This is a genomic window from Gemmiger sp. An50 (assembly GCF_002161595.1).
Classification (GTDB): domain Bacteria; phylum Bacillota; class Clostridia; order Oscillospirales; family Ruminococcaceae; genus Allofournierella.
Window position 1 is genome coordinate 21,050 of the sequence record NZ_NFID01000019.1, and the last position, 14,477, is coordinate 35,526.

Below are 14,477 nucleotides of genomic sequence, written 5' to 3' on the forward strand. Positions count from 1 at the left end.
TCCGGACAAAAAAATGCGCAGCTTTCAAAAAGCTGCGCATTTTTCTTTTTATTATACTCTCGCGAAGGAGAACACGATTCCCGCCAGAGCGGACAAGGCGATCCAGACCACCGGGTGGAGCTTTTTGGTCTGCGGAATCACCCGCGTGGCCAGTACCAGAACTGCCGCCAGTACCACCGCCTTCCACTGGATTCCTGCCAGAAGCCCCTCCGGGGCAGCCGTATAAAAGGTAATGGCAGCCACCGAAAGACCGGATGCTGCGATCAACCCGGTGGACGCCGGCCGCAGACAGCGGAACACGCCCTCCACAAAACGGTTGGAGCGGAACGCCTTCAGGAACGAGGCGATGACCAGAATGATCAGGATGGACGGGCTGACCAGGCCCAGAGTCGCCGCCAGCGCACCGGGAACGCCGCTGGTGGTAAAGCCCACATAGGTAGCCGTGTTGATGCCGATGGGGCCAGGGGTGGATTCCGACACCGCCACCATATCCATCAGCTGGCCTTGCGTAAACCAGCCGGTTTTGTCTGCCATCTGGGAAAGAAAGGGCAGCGTGGCAAGTCCACCGCCTACCGCGAACAGGCCGGTTTTAAAGAACTCCCAGTAAAGCCGAAGCAGCAGAATCATACCTCTCCCTCCTTTGTGCTTTTCCGGGCTGCCGGGGCAAACTGCTCCAGACCGATGCCCAGCACAGCAGCCACCACAACAAAGAGAACCGGCGAAAGATCAAAGAACAGAGAGCCAAGCGTAACCACCGCGAAAATTGCCAGCGCCAGCTTGCTTTTGACAGAACCCTTCCACAACTTGCACACCGCATTGAAGATCAGCACACAGACGCATACCCGAATGCCCGCAAAAGCATTTTTGACCACCGCCAGCTCCGCGAAGGTGTTGATGAACCCGGTCAGAATGGAGATGATCACCAGCGAAGGGGCTACAACGCCCAAAGTTGCCACAATGCCGCCCAGGATGCCCGCCTGTTTCTGTCCCACAAAGGTGGCCGTATTCACCGCGATGATACCGGGGGTACACTGTCCCACCGCAAAATAATCGGCAAGCTCCTCATCGGTGGCCCAGTCCCGCTTTTCCACGACCTCACGCTGCAGGATCGGCAGCATGGCATAACCGCCACCGAAGGTCAGACCACCCACCTGCATAAAGGTCAGAAAAAGATCCGTCAGGATCTTTACATTCTTCATTGAACAGAACCCTCCCTCTTTTATTTTCACTGTACCATGATAGCACATTCGCAGCAATATTGAAAATATTTTCTCGAAGTATCATAGAGAGCGTCGAGGGCGCCGCACCGGCATGCCCGTTTTGCAGCCATTGCCCGGCAAGCCCGGCGGGCGCCAAATCTTTATAAATCTTAAGCTTTTTTTAAAGGCCTGCTAAAGATTGCTGCGGTATCCTTTTTGCTGTAGAAAGCAACCACACAAAAAGGAGTCGAAGCGATATGGCGATCAAGATATTCTCCCCCATTTTAAAGCACAAGCGCGCGGCAGCTGCTATCCTGGCCGTGGCTATTCTGGCGGCAGGCGGTGCAGTCGCGCTGCGTGTCCGGATGTCCGCTTCAAAGGATAACACAGCGGAAAACCTGTCCTATGCGCGCACTGTGTTCCTGAAAAAAGAGGACCTGAACGAGTCGGTGAACGTTTCCGGCATCGTACAAAGCGCACAGGTTTCCTCGGTGACCACCGGTCTGAGCAACAAAGTTACCTCCCTGAATGTGAAGGTGGGTGACTACGTGAACAAGGGCGACGTGATCTGCACTCTGGACGATGCGGACATCCGCCGCGCCATTCAGGACAAGGAAAAGGAAATCGGCGAGGAGAAGCAGCGCCTGCAAGAGGCCTACAACAAAGCGGTCACTCAGGTGGATGAGGCCCGCCGCGCCAAGGACAACGAAAAGAAAAATCAGGACACGCTGGTCGATGCTGCCCGCGCCGCCCGGGACCGTGCCTCTGAGGCCCTGAGTGCCGTGACCCCTGCCTATGACGCTGCGAAAGCCAACTACGAGGTAATGGAGAAGGCCGTCGCCAGCGCTCAGAAGGATGTGGACGCCGCGACAGATGCCCGGCAGAAGGCCTACGACGCCTGGATCGCCGCAGGCGGCGCCACCGAGGGCGATGCCTATCTTGCCTACCAGAAGGCGGACGAGACCTTGAACGAAAAAAACACCGCTCTGGAAAGCGCACGCACCCTGTACAGCTACGACAGCTACACCCAGGCCTACAACACCGCCAAGCAGGCTTATGACGCAGCCGCGGCGGAGAGGGACACCGCCGAAAGCGCCTACAAGCAGGCGGATTCTGCCCGTTACCAGGCCCTGGATGCCTGTGACACCACCATCAACACCGCGCTCTCTGCCCTGCAGGAAGCGGAAAAGCAGCTGCAGAAGGGCGTGGACAGCAAAGCTCTGGACGATTTGAAAAAGAGCCTGGAGGATACTATCCTGAAGGCTGAGACCAGCGGCAAGATCACCGATCTGAAGGTGAATGTGGGCAGCATCTGCAAGGGTGATGTGGCCACCATTCAGTCCACCGACCAGCTGGTGCTTTCGGTGAGCATTCCGGAATACGCCATCAACAAGGTGCAGGTGGGCATGCCTGCTTCCATCACCAGCGACGCTGCCAGCGGTGAGATCCGGGGCACGGTTTCCCGCATCTCCCCCACCGCCGGAAGCGGCGACGGAGAGAGCACCGGCTCCTCGTCCGGCTTTGCGGCCGACATCGCCATCCAGACGCCGGAAAGCATCTTCATCGGCAGCAAAGCCAAGGCTGAGATCATTCTGGCTTCCAAGAGCAACGTCTACTCTGTACCGTTGGATGCTGTAGCTCCCGGCGATGACGGCCAGGACGTGATCTATGCCCGCCAGGGTGAGGGCGCATTCTCCCCTGTGACCGTGACCACCGGCATGAAGAACGACTATGCAGTAGAGGTCAGCGGTACTTCCCTGCAGGACGGCCTGGAAATCCTGGCCGACGCTTCCCAGATGCCGGACACCGGCGCACCCGTGCCCATGGGCGGCGCAGACAGTGCCAGCACCGACAGCTCCGCCAGCGCTTCCACCGGGGAGGTGGCGGAATGAACCAGTCCTTCCAGGCCCCGCTGATCGAGATGCAGGGCATTGTAAAAACCTACAACGTGGGCAAGGAAAACGAACTGGAGATCCTTCACGGCATTGACCTGGCCGTGTATCCCGGTGAATTCGTCGCTATCGTCGGTGAATCCGGCAGCGGCAAGTCCACCCTCATGAACATCATCGGGGTGCTGGATCAGCCCACCGCGGGCACCTACCGGCTGGACGGCGTGGACGTTCAGCGGGCCAGCCGGGATGAGATGAGCGAGGTGCGCAACAAAAAGATCGGTTTTGTATTCCAGAACTTTAACCTGATCGGGCGCACCACCGCCCAACGGAACGTGGAGCTGCCCATGCTGTACGCCGGGGTCGGCGCCCGCCAGCGGGAACAGCGCGCCCGGGAGCTGCTGGCCATGGTTGGCATGGAGCAGCGCCGCTTTCACCAGCCCAACGAGCTGTCCGGCGGTCAGAAGCAGCGTGTGGCCATCGCCCGAAGCCTGGTGAACGACCCGGCCATTCTGCTGGCGGACGAGCCCACCGGCGCGCTGGATTCCGAGACCAGCCGCCACGTGATGGATATTTTCCACACCCTGCACCGCCAGCAGGGTAAGACCATCGTTCTGATTACCCACAGCCAGGAGCTGGCCGCCGAATGCCCCCGGGTGATCACCCTGCGGGACGGCAACATCATCTCCGACCAGCGAAAGGAGGCGTATGGCCATGTCGATCTTTGAAAATGTACGCCTGGCGCTCACCAGCCTGCAAGCCAACAAGATGCGCGCTTTGCTGACCATGCTTGGCATCATCATCGGCATCAGCGCGGTGATCGCCATCATCACAGTGGGCGATTCCCTTTCCGGCTCGCTGGCCAAGGAGATGTCCGGCTTCGGCGCACGAAATGTGACCCTGTCTGTGGTGCAGAAGGATGACCCTTTTGCATCCGGCTCCTTTTCGTTTGAGGACAGTGAGGAAATGGACAAGGCGCTGGAGTCATTTGAATACAAGGAACCTTCTGCCAGTGACCTTATCAGCGATGCCATGCTGCAGGAGTATCAAAAGAAATTTGCCAGCCAGTTGCAGGCGCTGGCTGTGAACGAAAGCTTCGGCACCATCAACGCTGTTTCCGGCCGTCACAAGGCTTCCGGCCAGCTGATGGGCGTTTCTCCCGGGCAGCTGACTCTGGACAAAATGACCCTGCTGGCCGGACGCTTCGTTACCGATGCAGACAGCGTCAATCACCGGGCGGTGGCCGTGGTGAGCGACCGCTTTGTTACCCAATATTTCGGTAACAAGGCCACTCCGGAGAGCGCGCTGGGAAAAAGCTTCAAAACCGATGCTTCCGGCATTCCCCTGCGGCTTTATATCGTGGGAGTCTACGAGTACAAGCCGCCAGCAGGCCAGACCGTGACCCGAAATCTGGATACCAACATCTATATCCCGGTGGGCAGCGCTTTTCAGCTGCTGCAGCGGGACGGCGGTTACCAGACCGTGACCCTGCAGTCCCGGGAGGATGTGAACAACCAGATCTTTATGGACCGCACCCGGGAGTTCTTCAACAGCTTCTACAGCCACAACCCCAATTTCACCGTCTCGGTTTCCAGCCTGGACGACATCGTGAAATCCATGAACAAGATGACCCAGAGCGTGAAGCTGGGCATCAGCGCCATCGCAGCCATCAGCCTGCTGGTGGGCGGCATCGGTGTAATGAATATCATGATGGTCTCGGTAACCGAACGAACCCGTGAGATCGGTGTACGCATGGCATTGGGCGCAAAGGGACGGGTGATCCTGTTCCAGTTCATCGTGGAGGCAATCATCATCTGTCTGATTGGCGGATTGATCGGCGTAATCCTGGGCGTGGGCCTCGGCAGCGCCGGCGCCATGATGATGCACTACCCGGTCAAACCCTCGCTAGCCGCCGCGCTGGTGGCTGTGCTGTTCTCCATGGCCATCGGCGTGTTCTTTGGCTACTACCCCGCCAAGCGTGCCGCCCGCTTGGACCCCATCGATGCGCTGCGCTACGAATAATTTTTCCTTTTCACAGACAGCCGTCTGATGTACAATAAAAGTAACGGGCCGGAGCAATGGCTCCGGCCCGATTTTCAAACGGAGGTCACGATTTATGCCGCACACCATTTTGATCGCGGAAGACGACCAGGATATCACCACTCTGGTCAAGCTGTATCTGGAAAGCAGCGGTTACCGGGTGCTCTGCGCTCCGGACGGCGCAGCTGCTCTGGAGTTGGCCCGCACCGAGTCCATCGATATGGCGGTGCTGGATATCATGATGCCCCGCATGAACGGCTACGAGCTTACCCGCGAACTGCGGACCATCAGCAACATGCCGATTCTGATTCTTTCCGCAAAGAACACCGACAACGACAAAATCCTGGGCCTGGAGCTTGGAGCGGACGACTACCTGACCAAGCCTTTCAATCCGCTGGAAATCATCGCACGGGTCAAGGCGAATCTGCGCCGGTTTTACCAGCTGAACCCCGTTCCCCCTACCCTTCCCGGCCGCAATGTACTTTTATTGGGCCCGCTGCGGCTGGACCTGGACGCCATGAGTCTGACCAAAAACGGCGCGCCCATCGCCCTGACCCCCACCGAGTATAAGATACTCTGCTGCCTGATGCGCTCGCCGGGGCGCATCTTCACCAAGGTTCAGCTTTACGAGGCAGTGAGCGGAGCCTACTTTGAAAGCGACGAAAACACCATGATGGTGCACATCTCCAAACTGCGGGACAAGATCGAGGATGATCCGCGTCATCCGTGCTTCATCAAAACAGTGAGAGGGTTGGGATATAAAATTGAAGCGGTGGAAACGCACTAAATCCAGTTATTTTTCAGTTCTGCTGCGTTGCTTCGGGGTCTTTACCCTGTTTTTGGTAATCGCAGCGATCGCCCTGCTTTTCTGGGCGTTGATGGAAAGCAGCACCACAGTGATCAGCCTTTCCGATCGGGATCTGAGCGAGTATAACGAGCTGCTGCGGACAGAGCGGTACGACCAGTTCCCGGTGCGCACTCTTCTGGGAAAAACCGGAAGCATTGCGGTAACAGACGACAAAGGCCGGATTCTGTACGGAGAATCCCATAAGGATATTGATCCGGAGGCGCTGGCCTGCATTCCTCTGCAGGGGCAGTATGTCTACCCTACGGTTACTCATTGGTACGACAGGCAGGGCCGCCAGATGACGCTGGTGGCAAGCGACGGCTATTCCGGCATATTCCATCAGACACCCGTGGTGCTTGATGCTGACCATAAAATTCTCTACGGCTCCATTCCCGGTGTGGATACCGGTGTTTTGAGCGATGAAGCCTATGGCTACCTGACGCAAACGCTGCCTCAAGGCTACTACATCTGGAAATACCCCTTCCAGAATGAGGACGGCCAGTCGCGCTGGCTGATTTTATACGAGCAGATTCTTCGCAATGAGGAATACGCTCATCTGAGCATGATTTGGAGCCGTACCTTATTCCTGTTTTTGGGCCTTTATGTTCTGGTACTGCTGGCAATGGCGCTCTGGCTCAGCCGAAAGGTACGCAGGCCGCTAAAACGGCTGGAGCAGGGATTCACCGAGCTTGCCCAGCGGCATGACCCGCAACCCATCCAATGTCGGGGGCCACGGGAGTTTGAACAGATTTGCGGTGCATTCAACCAGCTCTCCGCTCAGCTTGCCGAGAGCGAACGTCAGCGCAAGGCCCTGGAGGACAACCGGCAAAAGCTGCTGGCAGATATCTCCCATGACCTGAAGACCCCCATCACAGTGATTCAGGGCTATGCAAAGGCTATTTGCGATGGGCTGATTCCGCCGGAAAAGCAACCGGAATATCTGGACACCATCTACCAGAAATCCAACCGGCTCACCGGATTGATCGACACCTTCCATGAGTACAGCAAGCTGGAGCATCCCCAGTTCACGCTGCAAACCAAGCGGCTGGATTTGTGCGAGGTCCTGAGGGAATATCTGGCCTCTAAATACAACGAGCTGGAACTGGGCGGCTTTGTACCGGAGATTGAAATCCCCGATGAACCCATCTGGTGCATGTTGGACAAAACCGCTTTCCTGCGGGTGCTGGAAAACATTGTGTCCAACGCCGTAAAGCACAACCCCGCCGGTACTGCCCTGTTTTTTGAACTGCAGCATCAAGACGGCCAGGCTGTGCTGACGCTGGCGGACAACGGCGTGGGAATCCCGCCGGAGATTGCTGGGCAAATCTTTGAACCCTTCGTTGTGGGCGATGAATCCCGCAACACCCGTCAGGGCTCCGGCCTGGGCCTTGCCATCAGTCACAAAATTGTGACCGCCCACGGCGGCACGATCCAGCTGGTACAGCCGCCCCAGCCTGGCCGCAGCACCCAGTTCCGGGTCACGCTGCCGATGGCCTGAAATCCCCCACCTGTTTTCCAATTGAAACCCTTTGCAAAAACAAAACCGAGCCATTCCGTGATGTTTGCGGTACGGCTCGGTTTTATTATTTGCTTTCAAAGACTTTCATAGTGAACAGGATAAAAAAGTGATCGGAAACTCCCAAGCAACTCCTGACGGATATCAAACAAAGAGACTGCTGCTCCACTTTGGGTTTGCAACAGTCTCTTCGTTCAACTTACAATTTGGAGATTTTCAGCTGTCCAACTGATTTACCAAGTCCGGAATTTCCAAAACAGACGCGGCCTGATACTCGCACCGCTCCAATTCTCCCGGCGCGCCGTATCCATACATGCACGCAATAAAAGCGATCTCATTTCTTTCCGCCGCTTCTCTGTCATAATCCCGGTCCCCCACCATGACTGCCCATTGCGGGTTACAGCATTCAAGAAGCTTTTTCAGACTTTCCTTTTTTGTGCCTTTCTCCGTTAAGCTTTGAATGTAATCAAATCGGCTTTTGATATTGAGAGCATCTAAAATCAGTTCCAATTCTTTTGGGTCAGCGTTTGAGCAAACAGCCAGCTGATATCCTTTTTGTTTCAGAGAATCCAGCATTGCATAGGTACCGGGATACACAGCAGCTTTTTTTCGAATTCCTTCAAACCAATATCTGGCTGTACATGTCAAAAACTGCTCTCCCAATGTGTTGGCCTGATCTCCCAGGAAGAAGCGAATGTCTTCCTGGAACGGAGCTCCAATCCGGCTTTTCAGTTGCTCATCTGTAAAATGATCCATCCCGATCTCGTGTAACGCCTTCCGGTAGGCATCTACCGCATATCGCTCGGTCTGATTCAGCGTGCCATCCACATCAAATATAACAAGCTTAGAATATTCCAATTGCACACCCCAGAATGCATACAGCAAAGATGCCCAAAATGATGTAAATGGTCTTTACATTTTTCTTATACAGCCACACGCAAAGGAAGGTTGCGCCAAGCGGAAGCAGTCCCGGGAAAATTTGATCAAAAATGGATTGCAGCGTGGTTTCCGTTTCGGCCAGCGTAAAGCTGAGGGTGGTTTCGAGCGACACCATTGATGCAATCATTGCGCCAATCACTGTCATTCCCAGTATGGACGCACCATAAGAAAGCTTCTCCATTGTGTGATTCTGAGACGCATTCTCCAGGAAGTCTGTACCCAGTTTGTAGCCGTATTTGCCAGCCAAAATCTTGGTAATAAAATGAATTGACGTATAGAGCAGGAAATAGATGATCGCACCCAGGATATTACCGCTTTGTGCGATGCCGATGCCGATACCTGCCGCAATCACGCGGAAGGTTCCCCAGAAGAAAGAGTCGCCGATGCCGGAGAGCGGTCCCATCAATCCAACCTTTACATTGTTGATGGAATCGGTGTCAAAGTCTTCTTTCTTTGCATTCTGCTCTTCCATCGCCACGCCCAGTCCCATTACAAACGGCGACACATGAGGCGTTATGTTAAAGGTTTCGGTATGCCGCTTTAATGCTGCATAATAATCGTCATCATTCGGATATATCTTTCTAAGCGGCTTTTCCAGAGCATACATATAGCCAAAGGCCATCATCTTATCAAAAGACCACGAGCTCTGTATGGTGAAGGATCTCCAGAAAATGCTTCTGTAGTCTTTCGCAGTCATAATTCCATTCTGCGATTTGTTTTTTGCTTTGCTCATCTCAGAAATCCTCCTCTGCCACAGTTTCAAACTTCATGCTATTCACTGCAATGATGGCAATGCAAAGACCCGCTGCTGCAACGCCAATTACATCCATTCCAAGATATACAACACAAATGAATCCCAGGAATAAGTAGGGGAGCACCTTGTTATTGGACATCATCTTAATCAAAAGAGCAAGACCTACGCAAGAGAGCACCCCGGCAGCAACATTGAAGCCATCCATAACAACTGTGGGAATTGCATTCAGCCCAGTGTTGATCATGTCTGCTCCAAATGCTACCGCTACAAACACAAGCAGCGCCGAGGGAATACCAATGGACAACGGTACAACCGTCAAATGAAGCAGATTCGCCTTTTTGAGGTTCCTTTCATTGACTGCTTTTTCAATCTGTTTTCCAGCCCAGCTTCCAGGAATTGCATAGCAGAAATTTCTCCACATCTGCAGGAAGACCGAAAGTGGCAATGCCAGGGCGACCGCTGCGCCAATGCCTGCACCCGACTGAATTGCAACTGCAATGCTCAAAACACTAGACGCATACACTTCCGGAGGAACCGCGCTGCCCACCATAATGGAACCCATGAACATCGCTTCCAGAGAAGCGCCCATGATAATACCTGTGGTCATGTCCCCCATAATCAAGCCTACCAGAGGACCGGTAAACAGCGGTCTGGACATCATAGATGCGCCAAAGGACTGTTCGTCAATTGCAGCAAGAAACGCCACAATTGATACCAAGAATGCCTGTAACATATCGTGTGCTCCTTTCTTGTTGAGGTCAGATCAATGTTGCTGCCATCACCTTTTTATCGGTCGGTACTGCACGGCATTCCACTTCTGCACCTTTTGCAATCATTTCCCTGATGTTCTTTACGTCCTCATCCGTTACGGCAACGGAATTTGTAATGGATCTTGCGCCCTCCTTCATCTTCATATTGCCAAGATTCACATGATCCACTTCCTCGACTGCCGATACCAGAGCCAGGGCATCCTTTGTGTTATCCACAAGGATGAACAGTTTGTATTTGTCGGTTTTGTGGCTATTGAGCGCCTCAATTGCCCCCTCTACTGTTTTCACTACAAATTTCACTGCCGGAGGCGCTGCAAGTTTCAGTGAAGTGGCGCGTAATTTGTCGGCCGCAACGCTATCATTCGCAATCAGAATACAGTCTGCAGATAACGAATTCGTCCATGCAAAAGCGACCTGACCATGGATCAGCCGTTCATCCAATCGCATCAATTTGATCATTAAAGATCATCCTCCTCGGAATTCATGTTTTCATACAGCACCTTGTTAACGTACACGATACCCTCTTGTGCAGTCTGCTGCGCGCTCTGTATCAATTCTTCCGTGCTGCATTCACTATTAATCAAATCGGACAACTCCAGAAGCATCGGGACATTTACACCTGTTAAAATGTGTACTTTTCCGGTAGGCACATACTCGGTAAAGGTATTAGCCACACTTCCGCCAAACAAATCTGCAGCCACAATCAATTCATCATCTTCCGCAAGCGCGTTGATATACCTTTCCGCTTCCTGCTTCATATCAAACGCTTCGCTTACATAAGCATTCAGCACTTCGACCTTACAATCTTCCCCTACGATAAACTTTAGCGTCTCTTGAATCCCTGCCGCAAATTTACCGTGCGTTGCAACCAATATCTTTCTCATTGTGCCTGTCCTCACTTAGTATTCCACGGTGCGGTAATATCTTCTGATATCCAAGCTATGATTTCTTACATGCTCAAAGTGAGCGCTTACGCGTTCCAGCTGAGAAGACATCACCATCGGGGCAACGAACTTGCGCATGTCTTCATCGATCCCCTCCAAAGCATAATCTTTGGTATCCCACACTTGAACGATATCGGAGTACTTGCGCACAAAGTTTTCCACTCGGTCCACAAGAGCTCTGGTTTCGTCTTCGCCCTTAAAGAGCATGAAGCTCATATCTTTTTCCGTCATCTCAACCGTTCCGTGGAAGAACTCTGCGGCATGAATGGACTTGGTGGGAATCCACTGCATTTCCTCCAAGACGCACATGGCGAAGCAATATGTCTCGCCCCACGTGTTGCCTGCGCCAACACACATGTGGAACTTTGTGTCCTTATGCTTTTCTGCAAAAGCCAGTGCGCGCTCATCATTTTCCTGGCGAACCTTCAACAGCACTTCCGGCATTTTTTTCAGATTATCCAGCAGCCGATCACATTCCGGGAACTCCCCGTTCCCTTTCATCAGCAGCGCGCCAATCGCAAACAGCTGCAAATAGATCTCCTCACACAGATTGTCATTGGAGGCCGCATTTGCAATTGCGTAGGTAGAGGCCTTCCCCAGCGGGCTGTCTGCTTCTCCTACCAAAGAAATCACCGTCGCACCAACACTCGTTGCGTACTCTGCCGCTTCAATGGTTTCCTTCGTTGTGCCAGACAGCGATGCCGTGATCATCAGCGAACGGTTGCCGAGCTTTTTGGGCTTTGCTTTTACCAGTTCCGCTGCAATTTCATAGTACCATTCCAATGTGGAATTGGTCTTAAACATATACGCCAAGGGGCTTACCATCGAGTAGGTGCCGCCGGTTCCAACAAGGAAAATGTTGCTGTACCCCTTCTGTTCAACTTCCGCGACCACCTGCTTGATCTGCTCGATATTGTTTGCAGCTCCACGCAACACGCTCAGATAGGTTTCGTCTTCAAATCCGTACATCTTTTTACCCTCCTGTAAATTTGTACCGTCATTTTGTCAGGCTCCATTTTAGAACCACTTTGTGTTTTCAATATACCACTTGTTCGTCCGTGTGTCAACCACTTTTTGTTTTTGTTAGACCAATATTTTTTTTGTCTTTATTTTTTTCACATTATTTGCTATAATTAGGTAAATTCTAGTACAAGTCGGTGATTTCATGAAAAATGAAGAGTGCGCGCTTCAGATTGCCAACACAATTAAAGAGAAGATCCACGACAAAACTTACAATTACGGCACCCCACTCCCTTCGGAAAGGGAATTTGCGGAGCTATTTCATGTGAGCCGAAACATTATACGTGCCGCAATTGAACATCTTGAAGAAGAGAAGTTGGTAAAGCGCATTCGCGGAAAAGGTACATTTGTAACCAAAACCAATATTGACGATTCATCCATCCACTTTAAAGGCATGACCGAGCTTTTGCACGAGGCAGGTTATACCCCCTCTTCTAAAGTTCTTAAAACGCAAACACGAGAAGCCGGATACAAATTCTCCAAAATATTTCATGTTCCTGAGGAAGAAAAAATCTTTCAAATCATCCGACTTAGAAAAGGCAATGATCAGCCCATTTCAATCGAAAACACGTATCTTCCTTTTAACAGTGTAAAAGGGATCGAATCAATTGATTTTCAAGTCTATTCTTTATACGATGTGCTTACAATTAACAAGATAAAAATCCACGATATCCAGCATATTTTTTCCGCTTCAAAAGTATATAATACGTTTTCTAAACTTCTGGCTTGTTCCGAAGGAAATCGCGTCATATCCATTCAAATCACATCTTCCACAATCGAGGGAACCATCGCTGAGTATACAGAGGTTATGGTTGTTCCTGAATTCGCCAAATATTATACAGATGGCGTTATCCGAAATGGAGAATTTCATCTTTCTTCTCAAATCATTTAGAAAGTGAGCATCTCATGCCCAAAATATACAATCTTCTTGCACTGGACATTGCAGAATATCTGGAGCAATATATTGAACAGCATCAACTGAAACCGGGAGACAAACTGCCTTCTGAACGAGAGCTTTCTGTTTTATTGAATGTGACTCGCGTAACTCTGCGAAACGGTTTGGAGATTTTGGCCAGTCAAGGAACTATCTTTCGCATTCATGGAAGCGGATACTATCTATGTCCCCCAAAGGTAAATCGGGAACTGATTCACTATTGTTTTCCATATAAAGACAGCCTTCTTCAAAAGCAAAAGTATCACCTTCTCCCTCTGGAATATATCCCTGAACCAATTCAGAATATTGCAGAAAGTGTTTTTGCTCCTGTCTCCATGGATTTAATAAAGAGGCACCGATTTATCGAATTTGTGGATAACACCCCCATCGGTCTCATGTACACGTTTCAAAATCGCAATACAGAGAATCTCCTTCCCGATTTTCCAAACACCAAGGAAATTCCAAACAGCGTTTATTTTTCCCAAACAATCCGTGTTTTTGATGAATCCATTGCAGCAAACGAAAGCTTAAAGGAATTGCTGAAAATTTCTGCAGACGACAGCTTGCTGCTGATCTCCACCTTTATTTGCCATCACAACGATGTCATCGCACTTTGCTTATCGATTTCTGTAGGAACACGGGTAAATCTTGTTTCCAACGTCAAGCTGCCTTAACATCTCCTTGATATTGCGGCAGTTCTCTGCAATAACAGCTTTCTTTTATAAAACACAAAAGCCATTCTGTGATTTATGCCTTATGAGTACACAAATCACAGAATGGCTTTTTTATACGCAATTGGAGCAGTAATGAAAGAGCTGCCAGACGGCAAAAGAAAAGAGCCACCACCCGGCGGCTCTTTTCTCATACCTGATCGAATATGCGGCGGCTCTGAAAAACAAGGTCACCGTTTGGCAGGAATCCACGCTCAGGGCTCCCGCAGCTTTTCCTGCCGGTCGAAGTAGATGCCGGTGACACCATTGGCCTTTTCCACGATGCTCTTTTTCTTCTTCTCGGCCATCTTTTTGAAGCGGGGTTCTTTTTCCAGTGCCTCCAAAAAGCGCTTACCCTTCTTTTTGGCGTTTTCCGGAATGGTCTCGCACACCCGGTAAACCAGCTCGGCGGCTTCGCTGTCGCCGTTCAGCAGTACCCGGATGCGCTTTTTGCGTGGATTCAGCTCCGGCTCGCGCACCGGCTCCGCCTTATGGGTTGCCAGTTCTTTAGCGTGAGCATAGCCCTGGCCCACCGCCAGCTTCTCCACCGTCACGCCCCGCTGGGCCCAGAAGCCGGACAGCACCTCATAGTCGCTGTCATTGGAAACGATATAAATCTCGCCCTCGCCGCCGGCGGCACACAGACCCACATAGGATGCAATGGCAAAATCCATCGCATTTTTGGCACGAACCTTTTCACCGCACCAGATGATCTCAATCTGACCGGAGGCCCGCATGCAGGTCTCCAGCATGGAAAAATTGATGCTCAGCTTTGCGTCGCCGGAAAAGGCAAACACGCACATTTTATCTTCGGGGCGCATCCTTTCCGCTACAGCAAGCCAGGCGGTACCCACGTTTTCGGTATCAACCAGATAAGTTGCCATTTGTTTTTTCACCTCAATGGTATAGTATACA

Annotated in this window: 16 protein-coding genes; 7 read left to right on the forward strand and 9 right to left on the reverse strand. The window is 51.9% G+C overall.

Annotated elements, in window-relative coordinates; genetic code table 11:
- Nucleotides 1-51: 51 nt before the first annotated feature.
- Entirely contained in the window at nt 52-624 is a 573-nt protein-coding gene (locus B5G03_RS14500) for a chromate transporter (protein ID WP_087182441.1), read from the reverse strand.
- Nucleotides 624-1,199, reverse strand: a complete 576-nt coding sequence (locus B5G03_RS14505) for a chromate transporter (RefSeq protein ID WP_087182397.1) — start codon at nt 1,197-1,199, stop codon at nt 624-626. The genes B5G03_RS14500 and B5G03_RS14505 overlap by 1 nt, the downstream gene beginning before the upstream one ends.
- A gap of 257 nt (nt 1,200-1,456) precedes the next feature.
- Between B5G03_RS14505 and B5G03_RS14510 the strand changes: the two genes are divergently transcribed.
- The 5 genes from B5G03_RS14510 (at nt 1,457) to B5G03_RS14530 (ending at nt 7,473) form a co-directional block, all read left to right on the forward strand.
- On the forward strand, nt 1,457-3,091 hold the full coding sequence (locus B5G03_RS14510) for an efflux RND transporter periplasmic adaptor subunit (RefSeq protein WP_087182398.1): 1,635 nt from the start codon (nt 1,457-1,459) through the stop codon (nt 3,089-3,091).
- Nucleotides 3,088-3,816: an ABC transporter ATP-binding protein gene (locus B5G03_RS14515; protein WP_087182399.1), complete on the forward strand. Its 729-nt coding sequence runs from the start codon at nt 3,088-3,090 to the stop codon at nt 3,814-3,816. Before B5G03_RS14510 ends, B5G03_RS14515 begins: the two co-directional genes overlap by 4 nt.
- Nucleotides 3,803-5,110 (forward strand): ABC transporter permease, encoded by a 1,308-nt coding sequence (locus B5G03_RS14520; RefSeq protein ID WP_087182400.1) that lies wholly within the window; start codon nt 3,803-3,805, stop codon nt 5,108-5,110. The genes B5G03_RS14515 and B5G03_RS14520 overlap by 14 nt, the downstream gene beginning before the upstream one ends.
- 94 nt (nt 5,111-5,204) lie before the next feature.
- Nucleotides 5,205-5,915 carry a response regulator transcription factor gene (locus B5G03_RS14525; protein WP_087182401.1) on the forward strand — a complete coding sequence of 237 codons (711 nt, stop codon included), beginning with the start codon at nt 5,205-5,207 and terminating at the stop codon, nt 5,913-5,915.
- 52 nt (nt 5,916-5,967) lie between these two features.
- A complete protein-coding gene (locus B5G03_RS14530; RefSeq protein WP_140401716.1) occupies nt 5,968-7,473 on the forward strand; it encodes a HAMP domain-containing sensor histidine kinase in 1,506 nt (501 codons plus the stop codon).
- Between the two features lie 234 nt (nt 7,474-7,707).
- Here B5G03_RS14530 and B5G03_RS14535 read toward each other — a convergent pair whose 3' ends face one another.
- From B5G03_RS14535 to B5G03_RS14560, 6 genes are read right to left on the reverse strand one after another with little or no spacing between them, the layout of a single operon-like run.
- Entirely contained in the window at nt 7,708-8,349 is a 642-nt protein-coding gene (locus B5G03_RS14535; protein WP_206423633.1) for an HAD hydrolase-like protein, read from the reverse strand.
- On the reverse strand, nt 8,336-9,163 hold the full coding sequence (locus B5G03_RS14540) for a PTS system mannose/fructose/sorbose family transporter subunit IID (protein ID WP_087182404.1): 828 nt from the start codon (nt 9,161-9,163) through the stop codon (nt 8,336-8,338). The genes B5G03_RS14535 and B5G03_RS14540 overlap by 14 nt, the downstream gene beginning before the upstream one ends.
- Nucleotide 9,164: 1 nt before the next feature.
- The gene (locus tag B5G03_RS14545; protein WP_087182405.1) at nt 9,165-9,917 is read right to left on the reverse strand and encodes a PTS mannose/fructose/sorbose/N-acetylgalactosamine transporter subunit IIC; all 753 of its coding nucleotides are present in this window, start codon (nt 9,915-9,917) and stop codon (nt 9,165-9,167) included.
- 25 nt (nt 9,918-9,942) lie between these two features.
- Nucleotides 9,943-10,413 carry a PTS sugar transporter subunit IIB gene (locus B5G03_RS14550; RefSeq protein WP_087182406.1) on the reverse strand — a complete coding sequence of 157 codons (471 nt, stop codon included), beginning with the start codon at nt 10,411-10,413 and terminating at the stop codon, nt 9,943-9,945.
- Nucleotides 10,413-10,838 (reverse strand): PTS sugar transporter subunit IIA, encoded by a 426-nt coding sequence (locus B5G03_RS14555; protein ID WP_087182407.1) that lies wholly within the window; start codon nt 10,836-10,838, stop codon nt 10,413-10,415. Before B5G03_RS14555 ends, B5G03_RS14550 begins: the two co-directional genes overlap by 1 nt.
- A gap of 15 nt (nt 10,839-10,853) precedes the next feature.
- Nucleotides 10,854-11,867 (reverse strand): SIS domain-containing protein, encoded by a 1,014-nt coding sequence (locus B5G03_RS14560; RefSeq protein WP_087182408.1) that lies wholly within the window; start codon nt 11,865-11,867, stop codon nt 10,854-10,856.
- Nucleotides 11,868-12,063: 196 nt separating this feature from the next.
- Between B5G03_RS14560 and B5G03_RS14565 the strand changes: the two genes are divergently transcribed.
- Together B5G03_RS14565 and B5G03_RS14570 are read left to right on the forward strand one after the other, a co-directional pair.
- On the forward strand, nt 12,064-12,810 hold the full coding sequence (locus B5G03_RS14565; RefSeq protein ID WP_087182409.1) for a GntR family transcriptional regulator: 747 nt from the start codon (nt 12,064-12,066) through the stop codon (nt 12,808-12,810).
- A gap of 14 nt (nt 12,811-12,824) precedes the next feature.
- On the forward strand, nt 12,825-13,526 hold the full coding sequence (locus tag B5G03_RS14570; RefSeq protein WP_087182410.1) for a GntR family transcriptional regulator: 702 nt from the start codon (nt 12,825-12,827) through the stop codon (nt 13,524-13,526).
- Nucleotides 13,527-13,777: 251 nt separating this feature from the next.
- Here B5G03_RS14570 and B5G03_RS14575 read toward each other — a convergent pair whose 3' ends face one another.
- Complete coding sequence (locus tag B5G03_RS14575) at nt 13,778-14,446, reverse strand: PIN domain-containing protein (protein WP_087182411.1); 669 nt, start codon at nt 14,444-14,446, stop codon at nt 13,778-13,780.
- Nucleotides 14,447-14,477: the final 31 nt, after the last annotated feature.